Source organism: Myxococcota bacterium (assembly GCA_041389495.1).
In the GTDB taxonomy this organism is placed as follows: domain Bacteria; phylum Myxococcota_A; class UBA9160; order UBA9160; family UBA4427; genus JAWKRT01.
Map to the genome: position 1 here is coordinate 175,333 of JAWKRT010000002.1, position 21,034 is coordinate 196,366.

At 74.0% G+C, this 21,034-nt stretch carries 20 protein-coding genes; 12 read left to right on the forward strand and 8 right to left on the reverse strand.

Annotated features, from left to right (window positions below):
- The first annotated feature begins 177 nt into the window (after nucleotides 1-177).
- The 6 genes from R3E88_11565 to R3E88_11590 all read left to right on the forward strand — a co-directional run bounded on the left by R3E88_11565 (nucleotide 178) and on the right by R3E88_11590 (nucleotide 6,511).
- Complete coding sequence (locus R3E88_11565) at nucleotides 178-1,935, forward strand: PilT/PilU family type 4a pilus ATPase (protein MEZ4217108.1); 1,758 nt, start codon at nucleotides 178-180, stop codon at nucleotides 1,933-1,935.
- 27 nt (nucleotides 1,936-1,962) lie between these two features.
- Nucleotides 1,963-3,024 carry a PilT/PilU family type 4a pilus ATPase gene (locus R3E88_11570; protein MEZ4217109.1) on the forward strand — a complete coding sequence of 354 codons (1,062 nt, stop codon included), beginning with the start codon at nucleotides 1,963-1,965 and terminating at the stop codon, nucleotides 3,022-3,024.
- Between the two features lie 82 nt (nucleotides 3,025-3,106).
- Nucleotides 3,107-4,306, forward strand: coding sequence for a metallophosphoesterase (locus R3E88_11575; GenBank protein ID MEZ4217110.1), 1,200 nt, complete (start codon nucleotides 3,107-3,109; stop codon nucleotides 4,304-4,306).
- Nucleotides 4,307-4,351: 45 nt separating this feature from the next.
- On the forward strand, nucleotides 4,352-5,587 hold the full coding sequence (locus R3E88_11580) for an acyl-CoA dehydrogenase family protein (GenBank protein ID MEZ4217111.1): 1,236 nt from the start codon (nucleotides 4,352-4,354) through the stop codon (nucleotides 5,585-5,587).
- Nucleotides 5,588-5,593: 6 nt separating this feature from the next.
- Nucleotides 5,594-6,004, forward strand: a complete 411-nt coding sequence (locus R3E88_11585; protein MEZ4217112.1) for a secondary thiamine-phosphate synthase enzyme YjbQ — start codon at nucleotides 5,594-5,596, stop codon at nucleotides 6,002-6,004.
- Between the two features lie 195 nt (nucleotides 6,005-6,199).
- Nucleotides 6,200-6,511, forward strand: a complete 312-nt coding sequence (locus R3E88_11590; protein MEZ4217113.1) for a hypothetical protein — start codon at nucleotides 6,200-6,202, stop codon at nucleotides 6,509-6,511.
- A 37-nt stretch (nucleotides 6,512-6,548) separates the two neighbouring features.
- Here the strand turns inward: R3E88_11590 and R3E88_11595 are convergent, their stop codons facing one another.
- Together R3E88_11595 and uvrA are read right to left on the reverse strand one after the other, a co-directional pair.
- Complete coding sequence (locus tag R3E88_11595) at nucleotides 6,549-7,232, reverse strand: FKBP-type peptidyl-prolyl cis-trans isomerase (GenBank protein MEZ4217114.1); 684 nt, start codon at nucleotides 7,230-7,232, stop codon at nucleotides 6,549-6,551.
- A gap of 106 nt (nucleotides 7,233-7,338) precedes the next feature.
- Nucleotides 7,339-10,218 (reverse strand): excinuclease ABC subunit UvrA, encoded by a 2,880-nt coding sequence (gene uvrA, locus R3E88_11600; GenBank protein MEZ4217115.1) that lies wholly within the window; start codon nucleotides 10,216-10,218, stop codon nucleotides 7,339-7,341.
- 299 nt (nucleotides 10,219-10,517) lie between these two features.
- Between uvrA and R3E88_11605 the strand changes: the two genes are divergently transcribed.
- From R3E88_11605 to R3E88_11615, 3 genes are all read left to right on the forward strand, one after another.
- A complete protein-coding gene (locus R3E88_11605) occupies nucleotides 10,518-10,763 on the forward strand; it encodes a hypothetical protein (protein ID MEZ4217116.1) in 246 nt (81 codons plus the stop codon).
- Between the two features lie 201 nt (nucleotides 10,764-10,964).
- Nucleotides 10,965-12,233 carry a mechanosensitive ion channel family protein gene (locus R3E88_11610; GenBank protein ID MEZ4217117.1) on the forward strand — a complete coding sequence of 423 codons (1,269 nt, stop codon included), beginning with the start codon at nucleotides 10,965-10,967 and terminating at the stop codon, nucleotides 12,231-12,233.
- On the forward strand, nucleotides 12,230-12,970 hold the full coding sequence (locus R3E88_11615) for an SDR family NAD(P)-dependent oxidoreductase (GenBank protein ID MEZ4217118.1): 741 nt from the start codon (nucleotides 12,230-12,232) through the stop codon (nucleotides 12,968-12,970). Before R3E88_11610 ends, R3E88_11615 begins: the two co-directional genes overlap by 4 nt.
- 35 nt (nucleotides 12,971-13,005) lie before the next feature.
- Here R3E88_11615 and R3E88_11620 read toward each other — a convergent pair whose 3' ends face one another.
- Nucleotides 13,006-13,881, reverse strand: coding sequence for a protein phosphatase 2C domain-containing protein (locus tag R3E88_11620; protein ID MEZ4217119.1), 876 nt, complete (start codon nucleotides 13,879-13,881; stop codon nucleotides 13,006-13,008).
- 456 nt (nucleotides 13,882-14,337) lie between these two features.
- A complete protein-coding gene (locus R3E88_11625; protein MEZ4217120.1) occupies nucleotides 14,338-14,586 on the reverse strand; it encodes a hypothetical protein in 249 nt (82 codons plus the stop codon).
- A 240-nt stretch (nucleotides 14,587-14,826) separates the two neighbouring features.
- Between R3E88_11625 and R3E88_11630 the strand changes: the two genes are divergently transcribed.
- Nucleotides 14,827-15,975 carry an amidohydrolase family protein gene (locus tag R3E88_11630; GenBank protein ID MEZ4217121.1) on the forward strand — a complete coding sequence of 383 codons (1,149 nt, stop codon included), beginning with the start codon at nucleotides 14,827-14,829 and terminating at the stop codon, nucleotides 15,973-15,975.
- 33 nt (nucleotides 15,976-16,008) lie between these two features.
- Here R3E88_11630 and R3E88_11635 read toward each other — a convergent pair whose 3' ends face one another.
- Complete coding sequence (locus R3E88_11635) at nucleotides 16,009-16,467, reverse strand: NUDIX hydrolase (protein MEZ4217122.1); 459 nt, start codon at nucleotides 16,465-16,467, stop codon at nucleotides 16,009-16,011.
- Between the two features lie 24 nt (nucleotides 16,468-16,491).
- Complete coding sequence (locus tag R3E88_11640) at nucleotides 16,492-17,181, reverse strand: PilZ domain-containing protein (GenBank protein ID MEZ4217123.1); 690 nt, start codon at nucleotides 17,179-17,181, stop codon at nucleotides 16,492-16,494.
- Between R3E88_11640 and R3E88_11645 the strand changes: the two genes are divergently transcribed.
- The gene (locus R3E88_11645) at nucleotides 17,180-18,220 is read left to right on the forward strand and encodes a glutamate--tRNA ligase family protein (protein MEZ4217124.1); all 1,041 of its coding nucleotides are present in this window, start codon (nucleotides 17,180-17,182) and stop codon (nucleotides 18,218-18,220) included. The two genes, R3E88_11640 and R3E88_11645, sit on opposite strands and share 2 nt — an antisense overlap.
- Before the next feature lie 84 nt (nucleotides 18,221-18,304).
- Here the strand turns inward: R3E88_11645 and R3E88_11650 are convergent, their stop codons facing one another.
- A complete protein-coding gene (locus R3E88_11650; protein ID MEZ4217125.1) occupies nucleotides 18,305-18,781 on the reverse strand; it encodes a hypothetical protein in 477 nt (158 codons plus the stop codon).
- Nucleotides 18,782-18,844: 63 nt separating this feature from the next.
- On the reverse strand, nucleotides 18,845-20,152 hold the full coding sequence (locus R3E88_11655) for a metallophosphoesterase (protein MEZ4217126.1): 1,308 nt from the start codon (nucleotides 20,150-20,152) through the stop codon (nucleotides 18,845-18,847).
- A 168-nt stretch (nucleotides 20,153-20,320) separates the two neighbouring features.
- Between R3E88_11655 and R3E88_11660 the strand changes: the two genes are divergently transcribed.
- Nucleotides 20,321-20,989 carry a PEP-CTERM sorting domain-containing protein gene (locus tag R3E88_11660; GenBank protein MEZ4217127.1) on the forward strand — a complete coding sequence of 223 codons (669 nt, stop codon included), beginning with the start codon at nucleotides 20,321-20,323 and terminating at the stop codon, nucleotides 20,987-20,989.
- Nucleotides 20,990-21,034: the final 45 nt, after the last annotated feature.

The following is a 21,034-nucleotide window of genomic DNA, read 5'->3' on the forward strand; positions in this document are numbered from 1 at the left end:
GTGCGCGGCAATACGGCAATACGGCAATACGGCGAGTCGGCGAGCGCTGCGTCGGGCGCTGGCCTGGGGCGCCGCGGCGACGGACGGGCGGCAGGGTAGGGGCGCGCCGCCGCGCGCGCACGCGGGCGCATGCGCACCTCAACGGCAGCGCGGCGGCTGCCGATAGGCGCGCCTGTCATGAGCGCCGCATCCACCAAGACGCCGTCGTTGCTGGGCCGCCTCGCGGTCAAGCTCGAGATGATCACGATGGAGCAGCTTCGCGACGCGACGGCTGCCCAGGGCCGCCACCCCGAGAAGCGCCTCGGCGAGATCCTGCTCGAGCTCGGCCATCTCGACCGGGCGGCGCTCGACAAGCTCGAGAAGGTGCAGCGCGACGTCGTCGCCAAGCACCGCGCCAAGCGCGCGGCGGGTGCGAGCCCGCTCGCGGACGCCGAGAAGGTCGAGGCGGCGCCGGCGCCCACCGCGGCCGATCGCGCGCGCAAGGCCGCGCTGCCGCCGAGCGATGCCGATGCCGGCGCGCCGAATCCCTCCCGCAAGGCGCCGACCGCCGCGCCGCCGACTCCGTCCGCGGCGCCCGCAGAGGCGGCGAGCGGCGACGCGAGCGAGCTCGACTTCGCGATCGGCGACGACGTCCCGTACGTCGCGATCGGCGACGACGCCGGACCGGCGCCCGAGCTCGAGCTCGCCTCCGGCCCCGGCCACGCGTCCGCCCCCGAGCCCGCACCCGCCGCCGCGTCGGTAGCTGCGACCGATCCGCCGCCGATCCGCCCTTCGCCGGCGGAGGCCGTCGCGGCCGCGCGTCCGCCGGTGGCTGCCGAGGGCGCCGAGGTCGCGGGCGGCGAGCACGGCGACTCGCTCGATCTCGCGCTGTCGTTCGGCAGCGGCGAGCGCGAGCGGCTCGCGACGCTGCTCGGCGACGCCGTCGCCGGCGGCGCGAGCGACGTGCACGTGCACGCGGGCGCGCCGCTCAAGCTGCGCGTCAACGGCGCGCTCGCGGACACGGGCGCCGAGCCGCTCTCCGCGGACGCCGCGACGCAGCTCGTGCTCGCCGCGCTCACGCCGGCCGAGCAGCGCGAGCTCGCGCGCGCGGGCGAGATCGACAGCTGCCTCTCGCTCCCCGGCGTCGGGCGCTTCCGCATGAACGCCTATCGTCAGCAGCGCGGCTTCGACGCCGTCTTCCGCGCGATCCCCGCGAAGCCGCCGACGCTCGAATCGCTCGGGCTCCCGAACGCGCTCGCGAAGTTCACCAACTACCACCAGGGCATGGTGCTCGTCACCGGGCCGGCGGGCTGTGGCAAGTCGTCGACCATGGCCGCGCTCGTGAACCTGATCAACGAGGAGCGCGACGAGCACATCCTCACGGTCGAGGACCCGATCGAGTACCTGCACGCGCCGAAGCGCTGCCTCGTGAACCAGCGCCACGCGGGACGCCACACGGGGAGCTTCGCGCGCGCCCTTCGCGCCGCGTTGCGCGAGGACCCCGACGTGATCGTGATCGGCGAGCTGCGCGACCTCGAGACCATCTCGCTCGCGATGACGGCCGCCGAGACGGGTCACTTCGTGCTCGCGACGCTGCACACGGCGAACGCCGTCCGCACCATCAACCGCATGATCGGCGCCTTCCCGTCGAACCGGCAGGACCAGGTGCGCACGATGCTCTCGGAGTCGCTGCGCGCCGTCATCTCGCAGCGCCTCGTGCCGACGGTCGACGGCTCGCGACGCGTGCCGGCGCTCGAGCTGCTCGTCATCAACAAGGCCATCGCGAATCTGATCCGCGACGAGAAGACGGTGCAGATCCGCTCGTCGATCCAGACCGGCTCGTCGCACGGCATGTGCCTGCTCGAGCAGTCGCTGAACGAGCTCGTCCGCGCCGGCACCATCGACAAGGAGACGGCGCTGTACATCGCCGAGGACAAGAAGCTCATCACCGCCTAGCGAGCTGGGCCGACGAAGGAACGACGCGTGGCACGACTCGACGAGATGCTCGTCTACCTCAAGGACAACGACGGCTCGGACCTGCACCTCGCCGCGGGGCTCGAGCCGCGAATCCGCGCGAAGGGGCGCATCCGCGCGATCGAGGGGCGCGACCGGCTCGCCGACGCCGAGCTCCGCGGGCTGCTCGAGGAGCTCGCCACCCCGAAGCACTGGAACGAGTACGTCGCGACCAACGACGTCGACTTCGCCTACGGACTCGAGGGCGTCGCGCGCTTCCGCGCCAACTACTTCGTGCAGGAGAACGGCGCAGGCGCCGTCTTCCGCATCATCCCCGAAGAGATCGTCCCGATCGACAAGCTGAAGCTGCCGGAGGCGATCCGCGGGCTCGCGAACCTGCGCGAGGGGCTCGTGCTCGTGACGGGGCCGACCGGCTCGGGCAAGTCGACGACGCTCGCCGCGATCATCAACGAGATCAACGCGAACAAGAGCCGGCACATCGTCACGATCGAGGACCCGGTCGAGTTCGTGCACCAGAACCGCAAGGCCGTCTTCTCGCACCGCGAGGTCGGGCTGCACACGCTCGGGTTCGGCCCGGCGCTGCGCGCGGCGATCCGCCAGGACGCGGACGTCATCCTCGTGGGCGAGATGCGCGAGCGCGAGACGATCTCGCTCGCCATCACGGCGGCCGAGATGGGCATGCTCGTGTTCGGGACGCTGCACACCAACAACGCCGCGAAGACGATCGACCGCATCATCGACGCGTTCCCGGCCGACGAGCAGAACATGGTGCGGCTCTCGCTCTCCGAGTCGCTCGCGGGCATCGTCTCGCAGCTGCTGCTCCCGACGGCCGACGGCAAGGGACGCGTCGCCGCGAACGAGATCCTGCTGCGCACGCCCGGGCTGCCGAACGTGATCCGCGAGAACAACGGCCAGATGCTCTACTCGATCATCCAGAGCGGGAAGACGCAGGGCATGCAGGCGATGGACGACGTGCTCTGGGACTACTGCCAGCAGGGGCGCATCACGCCGCACGACGCCTACATGAAGGCGACGGACAAGGCGCGCTTCGAGCCGCTCGTGAAGGAGTAGGCGCTGGCGCGCGCCGCTTGCGGCGCGCGGACGAGGTGCCACCCTGCGTCGGCCCGCGCTCGCCCGGCCGGGCGGAGAGCGCATGCTTCGTTGGCTCTGGCTCGTTCCGGCGATCGCGGTCTTCGGCGCGCTCGCCTTCCTGACGCACGGCTACGTCGTCGAGCGCATGGTGCGCGAGGCCGGCCTCGCCGAGCCGCTCGCCACGTGGCTCGGGGCGGGCGTGTGGTTCGGGCTCGCGCTGATCGTCGCGCAGCCGCTCGCCGAGCGTCTCGCGCCGCGCGCCGTCGGGCGCGCCGTCGCCGTTCCCGCCTACCTGTGGATGGGCGTGCTGTTCCTGCTGATCGTCGCGCTCGCCGCGTCGGACGCGGTGCTCGCGCTCGGCGTGCGCGCGGCGCACGCGGCCGGCGCCGTCGCGACCGCGACGCCCGCGGTCGGCGCCGAGCGCGCGGCGGTCGTCGCCACCGTCGTGCTCGCGGCCGCGGCCCTCGGGGTGCGCAACGCGCTGCGCGGGCCGCGCGACGTGCGCGTCGAGCTCGTGCTCGCGCGCTGGCCGCGCGAGCTCGACGGCTACCGCATCGTCCAGGTGAGCGACGTCCACATCGGCCCGATGCTCGGCGCGCGCTTCGCTCGCGAGATCGCGCGGCGCGTGAACGCGCTCGCGCCCGACCTCGTCGCGGTGACGGGCGACCTCGTCGATGGCCGCGCCGACCACCTCGCCGACGAGGTCGCGCCGCTCGCCGCCTTGCGCGCGCGCGACGGCGTCTTCTTCGTCACCGGGAACCACGACTTCTACTCGGGCGCCGACGTCTGGTCGCGGCGCGTCGAGGAGCTGGGCATGCGCGCGCTCCGCAACGAGGCCGTCCTGGTCGAGCGCGCGGGTGCGCGCTTCGCGCTCGCGGGCGTCGACGACCACCGCGCCGCGATGCTCCCGGGCGAGGGCGGCGAGGACCTCGACCGCGCGCTCGAGGGCGTGTCTCCGTCCGACGCGCTCGTGCTGCTCGCGCACGACCCGTCGACGTTCGCGCGCGCGCACGCGATGGGCGTCGACCTCCAGCTCTCGGGCCACACGCACGGCGGGCAGATCTGGCCGTTCCGCTGGCTCGTGCGCCTCGCCGTGCCCTTCGTCGAGGGCGTCCACCGGCGCGGCGCGGCGCAGCTGTACGTGAGCCGGGGGACGGGCTTCTGGGGGCCGCCGATGCGGCTCGGCGCCCCGGCGGAGATCACGGAGCTCGTGCTGCGCGCGCCCGCCGCTGGCAGCGGCGCGCGCGCCGCAGGAAACTGACGCGCCGCGCCGGAGCGCGCGAGCGGGAAGAGAGAGGAGACCGCGATGATCGAATGGAGCGAGCAGCACCTCCTGATCCGCGACGCCGTGCGTCGCTTCATCGAGGCGGAGATCGTCCCGAACCTCGACGAGCTCGAGCACGGCGACCTGCCGCCCTACGACATCCTGCGCAAGCTCTACGCGACGTTCGGCATCGACGAGCTCAACCGCGCGCGCTTCGCGAAGATGATCGAGAAGGCGAAGTCGGGCGGCGCCGACGCGGCGCCGCGCAGCGACGAGGAGCGCGGCGATCGCAGCGACGGCGCCGCGATGCAGCTCATCCCGATCATCGAGCTCTGTCGCTACTGCCCGGGCATGGTGACGGCGATGGGCGTCTCGGTCGGGCTCACGGGCAGCGCGGTGATGTCGAAGGGCACGATCGAGCAGAAGGAGCGCTGGGGGCTCGACCTGCTCACGTTCGCGAAGGTGGGCGCCTGGGCGATCACCGAGCCCGGCTCCGGCTCCGACGCGTTCGGCGGCATGAAGGCGAGCGCCCGGCGCGAAGGCGACGAGTTCGTGCTGAACGGCTCGAAGACCTTCATCACGAACGGGCCCCACGCGGACACGATCGTGTTCATCTGCAAGCTCGACGAGGCGGGTGTCGACCCGCGCGACCGCCGCATCCTGAACTTCGTGCTCGACCGCGGCATGCCCGGCCTCGAGCAGTCGAAGCCGCTCCGCAAGATGGGCATGCACTCGTCGCCGACCGGCGAGCTCTTCCTGAACGACGTGCGCGTCGGAATGGACCGCCTGCTCGGTGGCGAGAAGGCACTCGAGAAGGGGTCGGGGCGCTCGAGCGCGAAGGACACCTTCCAGACCGAGCGCAGCGGCGTCGCCGCGATGGCGCTCGGCATCGTCGAGCGGTGCCTCGAGCTGTCGGTCGCGTACGCGAAGGAGCGCGTCCAGTTCGGGCAGCCGATCGGGCAGTTCCAGCTCATCCAGGACAAGCTCGCGCGCATGGAGGTCGCGCGCGTGAACCTGCAGAACCTCGTCTTCCGCGTGATCGAGGGGGCGGCCGTCGGCCGGCCGATGACGCTCGCCGAGGCGTCGGCGATGAAGCTCTACGCCGCGCGCGCCGCCGTCGAGGTGTCGATGGAGGCCGTGCAGGTGTTCGGCGGGAACGGGTACATGTCCGAGTACCGCGTCGAGCAGCTCGCGCGCGATGCCAAGGTGCTGCAGATCTACGCCGGCACCGACGAGATGCAGATCCGCGCGATCGCGCTCGACCTGCTCAAGGGATAGCCGGGGGTGCCGGTCGAGCGGCTGCGCATCGAGGTGCCCGGCCGCGGCCTCCGGGAGATCACGCGCGAGGTCGGCGCCGCCGTCGCGCGCGCGGGCGTCGCGGAGGGGCTCTGCACGGTCTTCGTGCGCCACACGTCGGCGAGCCTCGTGATCCAGGAGAACGCCGACCCGTCGGCCGCCCGCGACCTCGAAGCGTTCCTCGACCGCCTCGTCCCGGAAGGCGACGCCCTGTTCACGCATACGGCCGAAGGTGCGGACGACATGCCGGCCCACGTGAAGTCCGCTCTCACTGCAACCTCCGTGGCCATCCCGGTGTTAGGCGGGAGGCTCGGCCTCGGGACGTGGCAGGGCGTGTTCCTGTGGGAGCACCGCCGGAGGCGGGGCGCACGCGAGGTGCTGGTCCACACGGGCGTGTGACCGGGCGGCGCGCGCCGGCGCCGCTCCCGGGCGCGCGGTGCCGGGCCGGGCCGTGCACCGCGGTCAAGCGGCCCGGTGCAGGGCCCGATACGGCGCGCCATGCACGCGCCGCGCGATCCGATCTCCGACGCCTTCCCGCACGTGCCGCGGCGTCGCGCGCGCCGCAGCCGCCGCCGCTCGCGACGGGCCGCCCGGTTGATCGCCCCGTTCGGTCTCCTCGCGCTGCTCGCCGTGCTCTCGATGGGAACGATCAAGATCGTCGAGGTCGCGGTGCCGACGCCGTCGCAGGGAGCACGGCTCCCCGATCGCGGCTTCGCCGAGAGCGAGCGCGTCTCGGGCCCGCACGAGCTCGAGTCCGTGCTCGACCGGCGCTACGTCCCGCGCGTCGAGGTGCCGGGCGAGCGGCTGTCGTTCGGAGAGGAAGACGACGCCCTCGCGCCGTTCCTGCCGCCGCAGGTCGCCGGCGGCGACGACCTCGACGCCGCGCTTCTCGACGCGGCGTACTAGCGAGCGACGCGCGGCGCCGTTCGCGCGATGCGCCGCGCTACTTCACGATCTCGAGCAGCTCGACCTCGAACACGAGCGCGGCGCCGCCCTTGATGGCGGGAGGGGCGCCGGCGTCGCCGTAGGCGACGTCCGACGGGCACAGCAGGCGGCTCTTCCCGCCGACGCGCATCGTGGTGACGCCGTCCTGCCAGCACTTCACGACGCCCGCGAGCGGCGTGCGGAACGGCTGGCCGCGCTCGACCGACGAATCGAAGACGCTGCCGTCGCGCAGCGTGCCGTGGTAGTGGACGACCACGGTGTCGCTCACGGTCGGCTGGTCGCCGGTTCCGGCGCGGAGCTCGTCGACGAGCACGCCGCTCTCGAGCCTGCGCACGCCGGGCTTGCGCGCCTCGGCGTCGAGGAAGGCCTGCGAAGCCTGCTTCTCGACGGCGGCCGCCGCGCTCGCGCGCGACTGCATCAGCTCCCGGATGCGCGGGCCGTACGTCTGCCCGTCGAGGTCCATCGCATTCCCCGCCAGGGCGTCGCGCATGCCGCGCTGCACCACCGCGAGCTCGTCGGCGCTGAGCGCGAACGGCGCGAGGTTGCGCGCGGCGAGCGTGCCGAGGAAGTAGAGCGTCTTCTCCTCGTCGGTCTTCGGCGGGCCATCGGCGGCGAACGACGCGGCTGCGACGAACGATCCGAGGGCGAGTGCGAGCACGGCAACGAGCGGGCGCGGGATCATCGATTCCCTCCGTGGGCGTCGCGGGACGCGAAGGCGCGCGAGCATACCAACGGACGTGGGGCGCGCTCGCGCGCGGCCGGGCTCGGATGCCGTCCGGTGTGCGCCGTCAGCGGCGTGTGCGGCGCGGTGTGGCGCGCCCGCGCGCATCGGCGAGAGCCGCGCGCAGGTAGCGGCCCGTGTGCGAGCCGGCCGCGCGAGCGACGTCCTCGGGCGTTCCCTGCGCCACGATCCGTCCGCCTTCCGGGCCGCCCTCGGGCCCGAGGTCGACGACCCAGTCCGCGCAGCGGATCACGTCGAGGTTGTGCTCGATCACGACGACGCTGTTGCCCGCGTCGACGAGCTGCTGCAGCACGGCGAGCAGCTTGCGGACGTCGTCGAAGTGCAGGCCCGTCGTCGGCTCGTCGAGGATGTAGAGGGTGCGGCCCGTGGCGCGCTTCGCGAGCTCGCGCGCGAGCTTGATGCGCTGCGCCTCGCCGCCCGACAGCGTCGGCGACGGCTGGCCCAGATGGAGGTAGTCGAGCCCGACCTGCTGCAGCAGCTCGAGCGGCGGCGCGATCCGCGGATGGGCGGCGAAGTGCACGAGCGCCTCCGCGACGGTCAGCTCGAGCACGTCGGCGATCGAGTGCCCCTTGTAGCGGACCTGCAGCGTGGCCTCGTTGAAGCGCCGTCCCTGGCAGGCCTCGCAGCGCACGTACACGTCCGGGAGGAAGTGCATCTCGATGCGGCGGACGCCATCGCCCTCGCACGACTCGCAGCGACCGCCCTTCACGTTGAACGAGAAGCGACCGGGCTTGTAGCCGTGCACGCGCGCCTCGGGCAGCTGCGCGAAGAAGCCGCGGATCTCGTCGAACACCTTGATGTAGGTGGCGGGATTGCTGCGCGGCGTGCGCCCGATCGGGCGCTGGTCGATGTCGATCACCTTGTCGAGCTGCGCGAGGCCGTGGATCGCGCGGTGCGCGCCGACCGGCCGCTGTGCGTCGTGGAGCTTCCGCGCGAGCGCGGGGAAGAGGATGTCGTTCACGAGCGTCGACTTGCCGGCGCCCGACACGCCCGTCACGGCCGTGAGCACGCCGAGCGGGAGCTCGACGTCGACGTCGCGCAGGTTGTTGGCGCGCGCGCCGACCACCTTGATGGATCCACTCGCCCGGCGTCGCTCGCGCGGCGTCTCGATGCGCATCCGCCCCGACAGGTAGGCGCCCGTGAGCGAGTGCTTCGCGCGCTCGAGCTGCTTCGGCGTGCCGTCGAACACGATCTCGCCGCCCGCGACGCCCGCACCGGGCCCGAAGTCGATCACTCGGTCGGCGGCGCGGATCGTCTCTTCGTCGTGCTCGACGACGACGACCGTGTTCCCGATGTCGCGCATGCGCTCGAGCGTTCCGAGCAGCCGCGCGTTGTCGCGCTGGTGCAGGCCGATCGAGGGCTCGTCGAGGATGTAGATCACGCCCGTGAGGTCGGAGCCCACCTGGCTCGCGAGCCGGATGCGCTGCGCCTCGCCGCCCGACAGCGTCGGCCCGGCGCGGTCGAGCGAGAGGTAGCCGAGCCCGACCGACGCGAGGAAGTGCAGCCGCGCGCGGATCTCCTTCACGAGCTCGGCGGCGATCTGCTTCGCGGCACCCGCGAGGGCGAGCCCGTCGAAGAACGCGAGCGCGTCGTCGACCGTGAGCCGGGAGACGTCGACGATGCTGCGCGCGTCGACGCGCACCGCGCGGCTCTCGACGCGGAGCCGCGTGCCCTCGCACGCCGAGCACGGCCGATCGGCGAGGAACTGCGCGAAGTAGCGCTTCGCCCGCTCGCTCGTCGTCTCGCGGAAGCGGCGCATGAGGCGCGGCAGCGCGCCCTCCCACGTCTGGACGAACTCGGCCTTGTCGCCCTTCTTCCCCTGCCACTTCACGCGGAAGGTCCGCTCGCCCGCGCCGTGCAGCAGCGTCTCGCGCTGCTTGCGCGTGAGCTTCGCGAACGGCACGTCGAACGGAATGCCGAGCTGGCGGAGGATCTGCGTGCGCAGCCCCGACCAGCTCGTCTTCGTCGAGAGCTCGCCACCCCACGGCTTGACGGCGCCCTGATCGAGCGTGAGCGACGGGTCGGGCACGACGAGATCGGGGTCGATCTCGACGCGCACGCCGAGCCCGTTGCACTCGGCGCACATGCCCTGCGGACTGTTGAACGAGAAGGCCTGCGGCGTGAGCTCGGGGAACGAGAGCCCGCACGCGCCGCACGCGGCCGACTCGGTGAACGTGCGATCCTCCGCGCGCGCGCCGTCGCCGACCGAGGCGATCAGCGTGCCCGCTCCGACGGCGAGCGCGGTCTCCACCGACTCGACGAGCCGCGCCTTCGGCGCGCGCGCGCCGCGCGCGACGACGAGCCGGTCGACGACGGCCTCGACGTGGTGCTTGCGGCGTTTGTCGAGCGCCTGCGTCTCCTCGGCGAGCACGACCTCGCCGTCGACGCGCAGCCGCACGAAGCCCCTGCGGCGCGCGTCCTCGAGCAGCTCGCGGTGTTCGCCCTTGCGGTTGACGAGGAGCGGCGCGAGCAGCGTGAGGCGCGCGCCGTCGGGCAGCCCGAGCAGCTCGTTCGCGATCTGCTCGGCCGTCTGCCCCGCGACGCGCTCGCCGCAGCGCGTGCAGTGCTGCTCGCCGACGCGCGCCCACAGCACGCGCAGGTAGTCCGAGATCTCGGTGATCGTGCCGACCGTCGAGCGCGGGTTCGTGCCGGTCGTCTTCTGCTCGATCGAGATCGTCGGAGAGAGGCCGCGGATCGTGTCGTACTTCGGCTTGTCCATCTGCCCGAGGAACTGCCGGGCGTAGGCCGAGAGCGATTCGACGTAGCGACGCTGCCCCTCGGCGTAGAGCGTGTCGAATGCGAGCGACGACTTGCCCGAGCCCGACACGCCGGTCAGCACGACGAGCTTCCGCTTCGGGATGCGCACCTCGACGGACTTGAGGTTGTGCTCCCGGGCCCCCTTGATGTGGACGTGGTCGAGCTCCATGACGGCGGGCGAGTCTACGCGAGCGAACGGGCCGGCGAAACTACGGCGAAGACGCGTCGCTGCCGCGCGGGCGCCGCTCGCGTCTTCAGTCGCCCCATGCGGTCGCCGATAGTCGCGCGGTGCGAGGCCCGCGGTAGCGCCTCGCCTCGAGTCGAGCCCGGCTTCAACGTACGGGCAGGAGGGACCCCGGGATGTTCGGTCAGACCCAGCCTCGCAGCGCCGGCCGCGCGCGGCGGATCGTGGCGGCGCTCTGCGCGATCGCTCTCGTCACCTGCGTCGGCGCCAGCACGAGCTTCGCCATGGACGACGCGGACATGGAGTGGGAGGCCGCGATGCCGGCCGACGTCGCCGCGTCCGATCCCTCCGCCGACGCCCTCTTCCTCCGCCCCCTCGGCCTCGCGGCGCTCGTCATGGGCGTCGCGCTCTTCGTTCCCGCGGCCGCCATCACGCTCGTGACGCGACCTCACGAGATCGGCAAGCCGCTCCAGGGCCTCGTCATCGCGCCGGCCCGCTACGTCTGGGCGGACGGTCTCGGCAAGCACTGATCGACGCGCGCGCCGATCTCCGCCACGGCGGCGGGCGGCGCGCGGAGCACCGAAGGATCCGCAACGAAGGGCGAGGCGACGCTCCGGCGTCGCCTCGCCCTTCTCGTTTGCGCGCCCCCTCGCGCGCCGGCCCGCGCCGGATGGCGTCGCGAGGCGATGGCGGTAGCCTCGCCCGCCCCCGGTGGAGGCCCGCGACCCGCGATGAGCGAATCGCTGCAGACGTGGCTCGACGCGCACTCGTCGCTCGCGCAGCTCGTGTACGTCGCGTCGCTCCTGCTCGCGGCCGTCGCGGTCTACTGGATCACGCGCGCGATCCTGGCGCTGATCATCCGCAGCTGGGCCGCCGCGAGCGAGACGCTGTGGGACGACGCGCTCGTCGACGCGCGCGTCTTCGGTCGCATCGCGCACCTCCCGCCCGCGCTCGTCGTCTACTACGGCGTCCAGTTCGTCCCCGGCCTGCACGCGACGCTGGCGCTGCTGATCCAGCGCGTCGCGTTCTCCGTCCTGATCGCCGTCGCGACGCTCGCGACGACGGCCTTCCTCTCCGCCGCGAACTCGATCTACGCGAGCGTGCCGGAGAACCGGACGAAGCCGATCAAGGGCTACCTGCAGGTGCTGGGCATCCTGCTCTACCTGATCGCCGGGCTGCTCATCGTCGCGACGTTGATGGACCGCTCTCCGCTGCTCTTCCTGTCGGGCATCGGCGCGATGACGGCCGTCCTCCTGCTCGTCTTCCGCGACACGATCCTCTCGCTCGTCGCGTCGGTCCAGCTCACGAGCAACGACATGATCCACGTCGGCGACTGGATCGAGATGCCGAAGTTCGGCGCCGACGGCGACGTGATCGACGTCGCGCTGCACACCGTCAAGGTCCAGAACTGGGACAAGACGATCACGACGATCCCGACGCACGCCCTGATCGCCGAGTCCTTCAAGAACTGGCGCGGAATGCAGGACGCGGGCGGTCGCCGCATCAAGCGCGCGATCCACGTCGACCTCTCGACCGTGCGCTTCCTGGAGGACGACGAGATCGACGCGTTCGGGCGCTGGGAGCTGCTCGGCGACTACATCGCGCGCAAGCGGCGCGAGCTCGGCGAGCACAACGCCCGCGTCGGCGGCTCGGGCGACGCGACGAGCGGCGCGCGCCGGCTCACGAACGTCGGGACGTTCCGCGCCTACGTGGAGCGCTACCTGCGCGCGCACCCCGGCGTGCACGCGGACATGACGCTGCTCGTCCGCCACCAGCAGCCGACGGAGCTCGGGCTCCCGATCGAGATCTACTGCTTCACGAACACGACCGAGTGGGCGGCCTACGAAGGCATCCAGGCCGACATCTTCGACCACGTGCTCTCGATCGTGCCGCAGTTCGGGCTGCGCACGTTCCAGAGCCCCGCCGGTGCGGACGTCGCCGGGCTCGTCGAGCGGGCCCGCGCAGGCGCGTCGCCGGCGCCCGCAGGAGCGGACGCATGACCCTGCCGAACCTCGAGGGACGAGTGGCCGTGGTGACGGGTGCGAGCCGCGGCATCGGCGCGGCCCTCGCCTCGGTGTTCGCGCAGCGAGGTCTGCGGCTCGGCCTGTGCGCGCGCGGCGAGCCCGCGCTCCCCGGCGGCGATCGCGTCGTCGCCGCTCGCGTCGACGTGCGCGACGAGCGCGCCGTCGAGACGTTCGCGCGCGACGTCGTCGAGCGCTTCGGGCGGATCGATCTGTGGGTGAACAATGCCGGTGTGCTCGAGCCGATCGCGCCCGCGCGCGACGTCGAGGTCGAGGCGTTTCGCGCGCACATCGACACGAATCTCGTCGGCGTCTTCCTCGGGACGCGCACGTTCGTGCGCCACGTTCGCGCGCGCGGCGGCGAGGGCGTTCTGATCAACGTCTCGTCGGGCGCGGCGTGGAGCGCCTACGCCGGGTGGGCCGCCTACTGTGCGGGCAAGGCCGCGGTCGAGCGCCTGACGGAGGTCGTCGCCCTCGAGGAGGCCGAGCACGGGCTGCGCGCGTACTCGGTGGCGCCGGGCGTCGTCGACACGCAGATGCAGGAGCAGATCCGCGCGTCGAGCGCCGAGGCGTTCCCGATGCTCGAGCGCTTCCTCGCGATGAAGCGCGACGATGCGTTCAACTCGCCCGAGTTCGTCGCGGAGCAGTTCCTCGCGATCGCGTTCGACCCGGACGCGCGCCCGGCCGAGGTCGCCCACCGCATTCCGTTCGAGTGACCGCGGCGCGCGCTGCGCGCGAGCCGCCCGCGCGGTCAGTGCCAGAGCGCCCACGCGAAGGCGAGTAGCGCGGCCACGAGCGCGACGAGCGCGACCGTCGCCGCGACGCTCGCGGGCGCGCTCGCGCGCGAGGCGCGCCCGGTCGGGTCGGCGCCTGCGTCCGCGCCTGCACCCGTCAGCGCGCGCTCGCCGTCGGTGCGGGCGATCGCCGCTGCGTCGCCCATCCCGGCGCTCGCGGCGTGCGCGACGGCGATCTGCACCGTCACGTTGTCGGGCCCGCCCGCGGCGTTCGCGGCGGCGACCAGCGCGTCGACCGCCTGCGATGCCGGCGCGCGCGCCGCGAGCACCTCGATCTCCGCGTCGCTGATGACACCGCAGAGGCCGTCCGAGCAGAGGAGCACGCGGTCGCCCGGTGCGAGCGCGAGCTCGAGCGCGTCGACCTCGACCTCGGCGTCGACGCCGACCGAGCGCAGGATCTCGTTGCGTCGCGGATGGGTCTCGGCCTCCTCGGCCGTCAGGAGCCCGCGCCGCTGCAGCTCGCCGACGACCGAGTGGTCCTCCGTCACGCGCTCGATTGCGGCCGCTCCCGCGCGCAGCCGGTAGGCGCGGCTGTCGCCCACGTGCGCGACCGCGGCACGCCCGTCCGGACGCGCGAGGAGTGCGACGAGGGTCGTGCCCATGCCCTGGAGCGTCGGGTCGCGGAGGGATTCCGCGTGGACGCGCGCGTTGGCCGCGCGAACCGCGAGGACGAGCGCTTCGGCGAGGGCGTCGGCGGGTCGGCGCCCCGCGTCCGCGTCGAGCGCCTCGCCGACGGCGTCGACGGCGATCCGGCTCGCCGTGGCGCCGCCGCGGTGGCCGCCCATGCCGTCGGCGACGACGAGCAGGAACGAGCCGTCGGGCGCCTCGAACACGCCGCAGGCGTCCTCGTTGTGCGGCCGCGCGCGCCCGACGTCGGTGCGCGACGCGAGCTCGTAGCGAAGGGTCGCGGGCGGGGAAGGGTCTCGGGGCTCGGGAGGGGGAGGCGCCATCCGGTCGCGCGTGGCCTCCGCCGGCGCGCCGCAGGCCGGTGCGGCCGCGGCTCGCCGGCCGTCGTCACGGGGTGCCGAGTCCGGGCGACGCGCCGCCGCGGCATGCTGCGCATCGCGTCGCGCCGCGAGCCGATGCCGCGGCGGCCCGCGACCTCGTGCCGAGATCGGGAAGGCAATCTCCACGGGCGGGGCGACGCGCGGCCGCGCAGCGCGGCTCGCGCGTTCGTCCCCTCGGCCCTCGCGCTCGCATCCGGCATCGCGACCCCGAAGGGGCGACGACGAGCCGACGCGGGTGCGGCCGCGCAGATGGCTCCGCGCGCCGCCGCCGGCGAGATGCTCTCAGGAGAAGTCGCGGTCGAGAACCGTCTTGCGGCCGTCCTGGCGGGCGCGCTCGACGGCGGCGTCGCACATCGCGCGGATGCGGTCCGACAGCGCGGTGAGGACGGACGCCGAGGTCTTCATGTCGCCTCGGTCCTTGATGTACGTCTTCACCTTGGAAGCGACGACCAGAACTTCGTTGTCAGCCATGGATGCGTGCCCTCGCGTGGTGGCGCCCGACGGGGCGAGCTCCTGCGCGCGCGTCTCCATCCACGAGCTCCGCCCGGCCCTGGACCCGCCCGAGGCGCGTCCGTGGCGTGCGGCCCCGCGCTTCCCGCTGCGGAAGCGCCGAGCGCCGGTTGCCCGGACGAGGCGCGCTTCTCACAGCCGACCGATCGCGAGGTCTCCACGGATGGAGATGCGCGCTCCCGACCCCCCGCCGGGTGCGCCGTTGACGCGCCGGAGAATGGCCCGTGGCTCGCGAGGGCGCAATGCGGCTAGCCTCGCGCGATGTCGCCGCGTCGCGCCGCCGACCCCGCTCCGCCCGGGTCGGGCGCCAGCGCGACGCTGCTCCGCGGCGTCCGCATCTGGACGGGGAGCGACCCGGGCGGGTCCGATCTCACCTCGAGCGATCACGCCTGCGAGCGCGAGCCCGGATTCGTGCGGATCGAAGAGGGACGGGTCGTCGCGGTCGGGCGCGGCGAGGGCCCGGCCGACGGCGCCGAGGTCGTCGAGCTTGCGAACGGGTTCGCGATCCCCGGGCTGATCGACGCCCACGTCCACATCGGGATCGATCCGGCGCGCGGGGTGGCCGCCCAGGCACGGCAGCCCGCCCACGAGCGCTGGCTCGCCATGACGCAGCGGGCGCGCGCCATGCTGCGGGCCGGTATCACGACGGCGCGCGACCTCGGCGGCCCCGACGGGCTCGAGCTCGCGCTGCGCGACGCGATCGCGCGAGGCGAGCTCGCCGGGCCGCGCCTCGTGTGCGCCGGGCAGCCGGTCACGACACCGGGCGGGCACTGCCACTTCTGGGGAGGCGAGGCGGCGACGGATGCCGACGCGCTGCGCGTCGTCGACCGCCAGCTCGCGCGCGGCGCCGACTGGATCAAGGTGATGGCGACCGGGGGCGTCGCGACCGCGGGAACGCGTCCGGCAGACGCACAGCTCGACGCCGCGTCGATCGCGCGCGTCGTCGCACGCGCCGCGGCGAGCGGGCGGCGCGTCGCCGCTCACTGCCACGGCACCGCGGGCATCCGCAATGCGGCCCTCGGCGGCGTCGCCACGATCGAGCACTGCTCGTTCGCCGGCGCCGACGGCTTCGGCGCCGATCTCGACACGGCGTCGACGGACGCGGGAATCCCGGGCGTCGCGCACGACCGGCTCGCGGAGGGGCTCGCCGCACTCGCGCGCTACGCGGGCCTCTCGCCCGCGCAGGCGCTGCGCGCGGCGACGAGCGGGGCCGCGCGCGCTCTCGGGCTCGAGTGCGAGACGGGCCGGCTCGCGCCGGGACTCGCCGCGGACGTGCTCGTGCTCGAGGCCGACCCGCTCGTCGACCTCGGCGCGCTCGCGCGACCGCTCGCCGTCTTCGCGCGCGGGCAACGCGTCGCGCTCGACGACGCGAGCGCGAGCGCGGAGTACGCCGCGCCGCGCGCGAGGTAGCGCGCGGGCCGCGCGCCGGCGGTTCGCTCGCTGCTACTGCCGGCGCCAGGCGAGGTAGCGGCGCACGTGCGGCACGAGAGGGCGGCCGTCGAGCTCGTCCTCCGCGACGAACCCGCCCCAGACGACCTCGCGCCGGTCGACGCGCACGTCCGGGCGCTCGGGCGCGTGCCACTCGAAGACCCACGCGTGCTCGCGCTTGTGGTCGTGGTCGATCGCGAAGTCGATCGCGTCGCGCAGCGCACTCTCGTCGAGGTCGATGCCGACCTCCTCGTGCAGCTCGCGTCGCGCGGCGGCGCGCGGCGTCTCGCCGCGCCCGATGCGGCCGCACGGCAGCGTCTCGCCGCGCCGGTAGGAGTTGCGCACGAGCAGGAGGGCGCCCTCGTGCCAGACGGCGACGAACGCGCCGCGCTCGCGCGGCCGCCGCACGAACCACCACGCGCGCATGACGCGGTAGCCGACGCGGTAGACCGTGCGGAGGAGCGCGTCGAGCATGGCGCCAGGGTCCGCGCTCGCGCCTCAGCCCGCCAGCGCGCGGGCGACGAAGCGCGCGATGTCGGCCCGCGCGGTCGGCGCGACGTCGCGGAACGCGAGCCCCGCGAGGCCCGGCGCGACGCGCCGGCACTCGGCGCGCGCGCGCACGGCGACGCGGTCGGGGAGCGCGATCTCGAGGTTGAGCCGCTCTCCCTCGAGCAGCGCGGGCCTCGCCGCCGCCGGATCGAGCTCGACGAGGCAGCCGGTGGCCGAGAGCTCGACGACGCGGCCGACGAAGCGTCGGTCGCCGTGCACGCCGCGGAAGGGGAAGCGGACCGGAGCTCGCGGCGCGCGGCGGGGCTCGCGCTCGAGCAGAGTCTGCAGGACGGGGAAGAGGTCGGCGAGCGCCGCGGGGCGGCGGACGAATGCGACGTCGGGCCGCCGCTCGCGCGCGGCGATCGCACGCGCGGCGCCGAGCACGACGACCGGCGCGCCCGGCGCGGCCGCGTCGACGCACTCCGCGTCGACGAGCTGCACGTCGACGAGCTGCGCGTCGACGAGCTGCGCGTCGAAGGCGCCCGCGGGTTCGCCGCGGGACGCGTGCGCGGGGCCGACGTCGACGAGCTCGTAGCCGAGCGCGCCGAGCGCCTTGCGCGTCGACGGGGCGAGCGAGGTCGGAGCAGTGTGCACGGCGATGAGCGGGCGGCGCCGCCAGGAGGCTTCAGGAGCAGGCATGTCGCGCCTTATCGGCGCGGGATCGCTGCGCTTTACTGCGCGGATGCAATCCGCGCCGACGTCCGCTCACGGTTGCGGGCGGTTCGCCCCGTCGACGACCGGCGACGCCCACCCCGGGACGTTCCTCGCCGCGCTCCTCGACTGGCTCGACGCGCGTTCGCGCGGCATGCGCGTCGTCCTTCGCCTCGAGGATCTCGATCCCGAGCGCAGCAGCCCGGCGAAGGCGAGCGCGCTCGAGCGCGACCTCGCGTGGCTCGGGCTCGAGTGGGATGCGACCCTGCGCCAGAGCGATGCGCGCGCCGAGCACGAAGGCGCGCTCGATCGACTGGCGGCGGGCGGCGCGCTCTACCCGTGTGCGTGCTCGCGCAGCGCGATCCGCGCCGGCGCGCGGCGCGCGCCCGATGGCGGCTACGCCTACGACAATCGCTGTCGCACTCGCACGCTGCCGGCCGGCGGCTGGCGCGCGAGCGGCGAGCCGCTTCGCGCCCGTCTCGTGGACGGCCGCATCGAGCTGCGCGACGAGAGCGGCGCTTCGCTCGCGCAGGACCCGGCGGCCGAGATGGGCGACCCGGTCGTGCGCAGGCGCGACGGGTCGATCGCCTACCAGCTCGCGAGCGTCGTCGACGACGCGCGCGAGGGCGTGACGCGCGTCGTCCGCGGCCGCGACCTCGCTGCGAGCACGGCGACGCAGGTCGCGCTCCAGCGTCTGCTCGGCCTTCCCGAGCCCGTGTATCGCCACCACTTCCTGCTGCTCGAGCGCGCCGGCGGCGGGAAGCTCGCCAAGCTGCACGGCGCCGTCGGCGCGAGCGAGCTGCGGCGGGCCTACCCGAGCGGGGACGCGCTGGTCGGCTGGCTCGCCCGCGCGGCCGGCCTTCGGCCGACCGCGGCGCCGGTCGCTGCGCGCGAGCTCGTCGGCGGGTTCGCGTGGGAGCGCGTGGGCGACGCCGATCGCGTCGTGCGCTGGACGGGAGACGCGCTCGTGCTCGACGACGATCCGCCCGCCGCGCGACGCACCGGCGCTCGACGCACTGACGCATGACGCATCGGCGTGTGACGCACCGGGCGCGTCGCACCCGGGCGCGACCGCGTGCGCCCGCGCGTGCGGCGCGCGGCGATGCTCCCATCAGCGCGCGCCGACCGGGATCTCCAGGTCGGCGAGCAGCTCCCGCTGCTCGACGGCGGGCAGCCCCTTCATGAAGCGGATCTCGTCCGCACCGAACGAGAGCCACCACGCGCTCCCCGCGACGCCGAGGCCGTACACGACGGGCGGCGTCTCGACGCCGGCGTTCGCCGCGTGGAGCTCGACCCAGTACGCGGGCTGCGGCGCGACGAGCCACGGCGCGCGCCAGTCCGACGACGAGAACGCCCAGCTCCCGAGCACGCGCGCGATCGTCTCGGGCGACTGGATCACCGCCGTGACCGCGCCGGCCGCATCGACGACGACGATCTCCGCGACGGCGTCCGCGGCGGGCGGGCGCGGCGAACGGCGCGGCAGCTCGTTCGCGCAGGCGGCGACGAAGGCGGCCGCGACGATCAGCGCCGCGGCCACGTCGGTGCGGCGCGCGCTGCGCGCGCGTGCGGAGTGCGATCGCTCGATCATCTGGACCTCCCGGGCCGCGGGCTGCGGCGCGCGGACTCTACGCCCGCGCGCGGTGCCGCGCGACTAACGAATGAGCTCGAGCACCGAGGCCTCGCCCGGCACGCCCACCCGCAGCGGGAACCCGTAGAAGCCCGTGCCGCGGTGGACGTAGAGCCGCGCGCGTCCGCGCGCGAACAGCCCGTGGTCGGGCATGCGCGTTCCGAACATCGAGAGCACCGTCCAGTCGAGGCCGAGGCTCACGAGCCCGACCTGTCCGCCGTGCGTGTGCCCCGACAGGACGAGGTCGACGTCGTCGTCGGGCAGGTGGTGGAAGGCGCTCGGATCGTGGAGGAGCAGGAGGCGCAGGTGCCCGTCGAGGCGCGGGTGCGCGCGCAGCAGCTCGCGCAGGTGGGCGTCGCGGTCCCGCCGCACGAAGTCGGCGCCGACGATCTGCACGGGGCCGGCCTCCGTGCCCGCGACGGTCGCCGCGTCGACCAGCAGCTCGACGCCGTTGGCCGCGAGCGCGGCGCGCACCTCGTCGGGTGCTTCGTGGTCGTGGTTCCCGAACACGGCATAACAACGGTCGGGCACGCGGCGCAGGGGCGCGAGCGCGCGTTCGAGCGCGCCGGGCGTCGCGTTGCTCTCCATCGTGAGGAAGTCGCCCGTGAGCAGGACGAGGTCGGGGTCGCGATCCACGAGCCGGTCGACGAGCGCCGCGAGGCGCGAGACGGGCTGCCAGGGGCCGAGATGCGGGTCGGTGATCTGCACGATGCGGAGCGGGCGCTCCGCGAGCGGCGCCGGCGCGCGCCCGCGGTGGCGCTCGACGGGCACGCGCGTCAGCCGCTCCGGGTCGTCGTCGCCGAGCCGCACGCGCACGACCTCGTGCACGGGCCGCGCACTCGTCGCGAGCGCGACGAGGCCGATCGCGTAGGGCGCGACGTCGAGGGGGCGCAGGGCCGCGAGCAGTGGCTCCGTGTCGAAGCCGCCGAGGCCGAGCAGCCAGAGCGGCCCGCGGACGGCGAGCAGCGCGAGCAGCCAGAACGTCGCGAGAAAGCTCGCCGCGACGAAGGCCTGGCCGGGCACGGACACGAGGCGGCGGAAGAGCTCGCCGCGCAGGCGCGCCCGCACGAGGTGCGCGTAGTGGACGCCGGTGGCCGCGATCGCGGCGGCGGAGGCGAGGTCGACCCACGGCAGGGCGGCGGGGCCGACCCATCCGGGCAGGCGGAGGTGGACGGCGAGCGCGCCCGCGAGCGAGATCCCGAACGTGACCGTGCTGAAGACCGCGAAGCTGCGCCCGCGCTGCACGGCCGCGTAGAGCGGAACGAGCAGCCAGGTGGCGGCCGCGAGGAGCGGGAACGCCCAGCGCAGCAGGTGCGGAAGCGGATCGGGCATCGGGGTGGCGGCTCTCCTCGAGCGGGGGCGCGTTCGGGATTTCTACATGAAGCCTTCATTATCTCTTGAGATAGTCGGGACGCTGTGCCACGCTCGCGCGCGTTTTGAGGGGTTTTATCCCCTCGCTCGGTGCGCTTCGCACCGGCTCCATCCAGTGAGGACAGGCGGATGCGGATGCGGCTCTCGATGCTCTCGGTGCTCTTCGCGTTCTCGGTGGCGAGCCCGGCGCTCGCGGTCTCGACCTTCCACAGCTCGGCGAGCTTCCTCGGCGCGCTCTCCACGTACGTCGTCGAGGACTTCGAGGACGAGGCGCTCGTCGGCACGCCGAACTCGGGCGGCGTCTCGAGCCTCGTGCTGAGCGACTTCACCGTCACGTCGAGCAAGCCGGCGCTGAAGATCCTCGGCGCGCCGGCGTTCGGCAACCACAACACGACGCCGGGCGGGAGCCAGTACCTCTCGGCCGACACCGACCTCGGCTTCGTCGCCGCGTCGGTCGGCGTCTCGGCCTTTCCGGGCCCGGTGAACGCGGTCGGCTTCGAGCTGATCGACTTCGACCTGATGCCGGCGGTCGTGACCGTGAACGGCCACTCCTACTGGGTGAAGCCGACCGGCGACGGAGGCTCGCGCTTCTTCGGCGTGATCGCGGACGCGCCCATCACGTCGCTGCGCATCGGGCCGCTCGGCCTCGACAGCCACTGGAGCATCGACGACCTGGTGCTCGGGAGCACGCGTCGCCTGATGCCGGCGGTGCCGGAACCGAGCGCGGCGCTCGTGTTCGGAATCGGCTCGGTGTTCGCGGCCACGGCGACGCGGCGCCGCCGCATCGCGCGCGCCTGACGCGCGCCGCGCCCACGCCGCTCGCGGCGTGCGCGCGAGCGGAGT

Coding starts and splice junctions, on each gene's coding strand:
- R3E88_11615 (MEZ4217118.1), top strand. CDS start 12,230: ATGACCCTGCCGAACCTCGAGGGACGAGTGGCCGTGGTGACGGGTGCG.
- R3E88_11610 (MEZ4217117.1), top strand. CDS start 10,965: ATGAGCGAATCGCTGCAGACGTGGCTCGACGCGCACTCGTCGCTCGCG.
- R3E88_11630 (MEZ4217121.1), top strand. CDS start 14,827: ATGTCGCCGCGTCGCGCCGCCGACCCCGCTCCGCCCGGGTCGGGCGCC.
- R3E88_11625 (MEZ4217120.1), bottom strand. CDS start 14,586: ATGGAGACGCGCGCGCAGGAGCTCGCCCCGTCGGGCGCCACCACGCGA.
- R3E88_11650 (MEZ4217125.1), bottom strand. CDS start 18,781: ATGATCGAGCGATCGCACTCCGCACGCGCGCGCAGCGCGCGCCGCACC.
- R3E88_11645 (MEZ4217124.1), top strand. CDS start 17,180: ATGTCGCGCCTTATCGGCGCGGGATCGCTGCGCTTTACTGCGCGGATG.
- R3E88_11655 (MEZ4217126.1), bottom strand. CDS start 20,152: ATGCCCGATCCGCTTCCGCACCTGCTGCGCTGGGCGTTCCCGCTCCTC.
- R3E88_11580 (MEZ4217111.1), top strand. CDS start 4,352: ATGATCGAATGGAGCGAGCAGCACCTCCTGATCCGCGACGCCGTGCGT.
- R3E88_11575 (MEZ4217110.1), top strand. CDS start 3,107: ATGCTTCGTTGGCTCTGGCTCGTTCCGGCGATCGCGGTCTTCGGCGCG.
- R3E88_11605 (MEZ4217116.1), top strand. CDS start 10,518: ATGGACGACGCGGACATGGAGTGGGAGGCCGCGATGCCGGCCGACGTC.
- R3E88_11660 (MEZ4217127.1), top strand. CDS start 20,321: ATGCGGATGCGGCTCTCGATGCTCTCGGTGCTCTTCGCGTTCTCGGTG.
- uvrA (MEZ4217115.1), bottom strand. CDS start 10,218: ATGGAGCTCGACCACGTCCACATCAAGGGGGCCCGGGAGCACAACCTC.
- R3E88_11635 (MEZ4217122.1), bottom strand. CDS start 16,467: ATGCTCGACGCGCTCCTCCGCACGGTCTACCGCGTCGGCTACCGCGTC.
- R3E88_11595 (MEZ4217114.1), bottom strand. CDS start 7,232: ATGATCCCGCGCCCGCTCGTTGCCGTGCTCGCACTCGCCCTCGGATCG.
- R3E88_11565 (MEZ4217108.1), top strand. CDS start 178: ATGAGCGCCGCATCCACCAAGACGCCGTCGTTGCTGGGCCGCCTCGCG.
- R3E88_11640 (MEZ4217123.1), bottom strand. CDS start 17,181: ATGCCTGCTCCTGAAGCCTCCTGGCGGCGCCGCCCGCTCATCGCCGTG.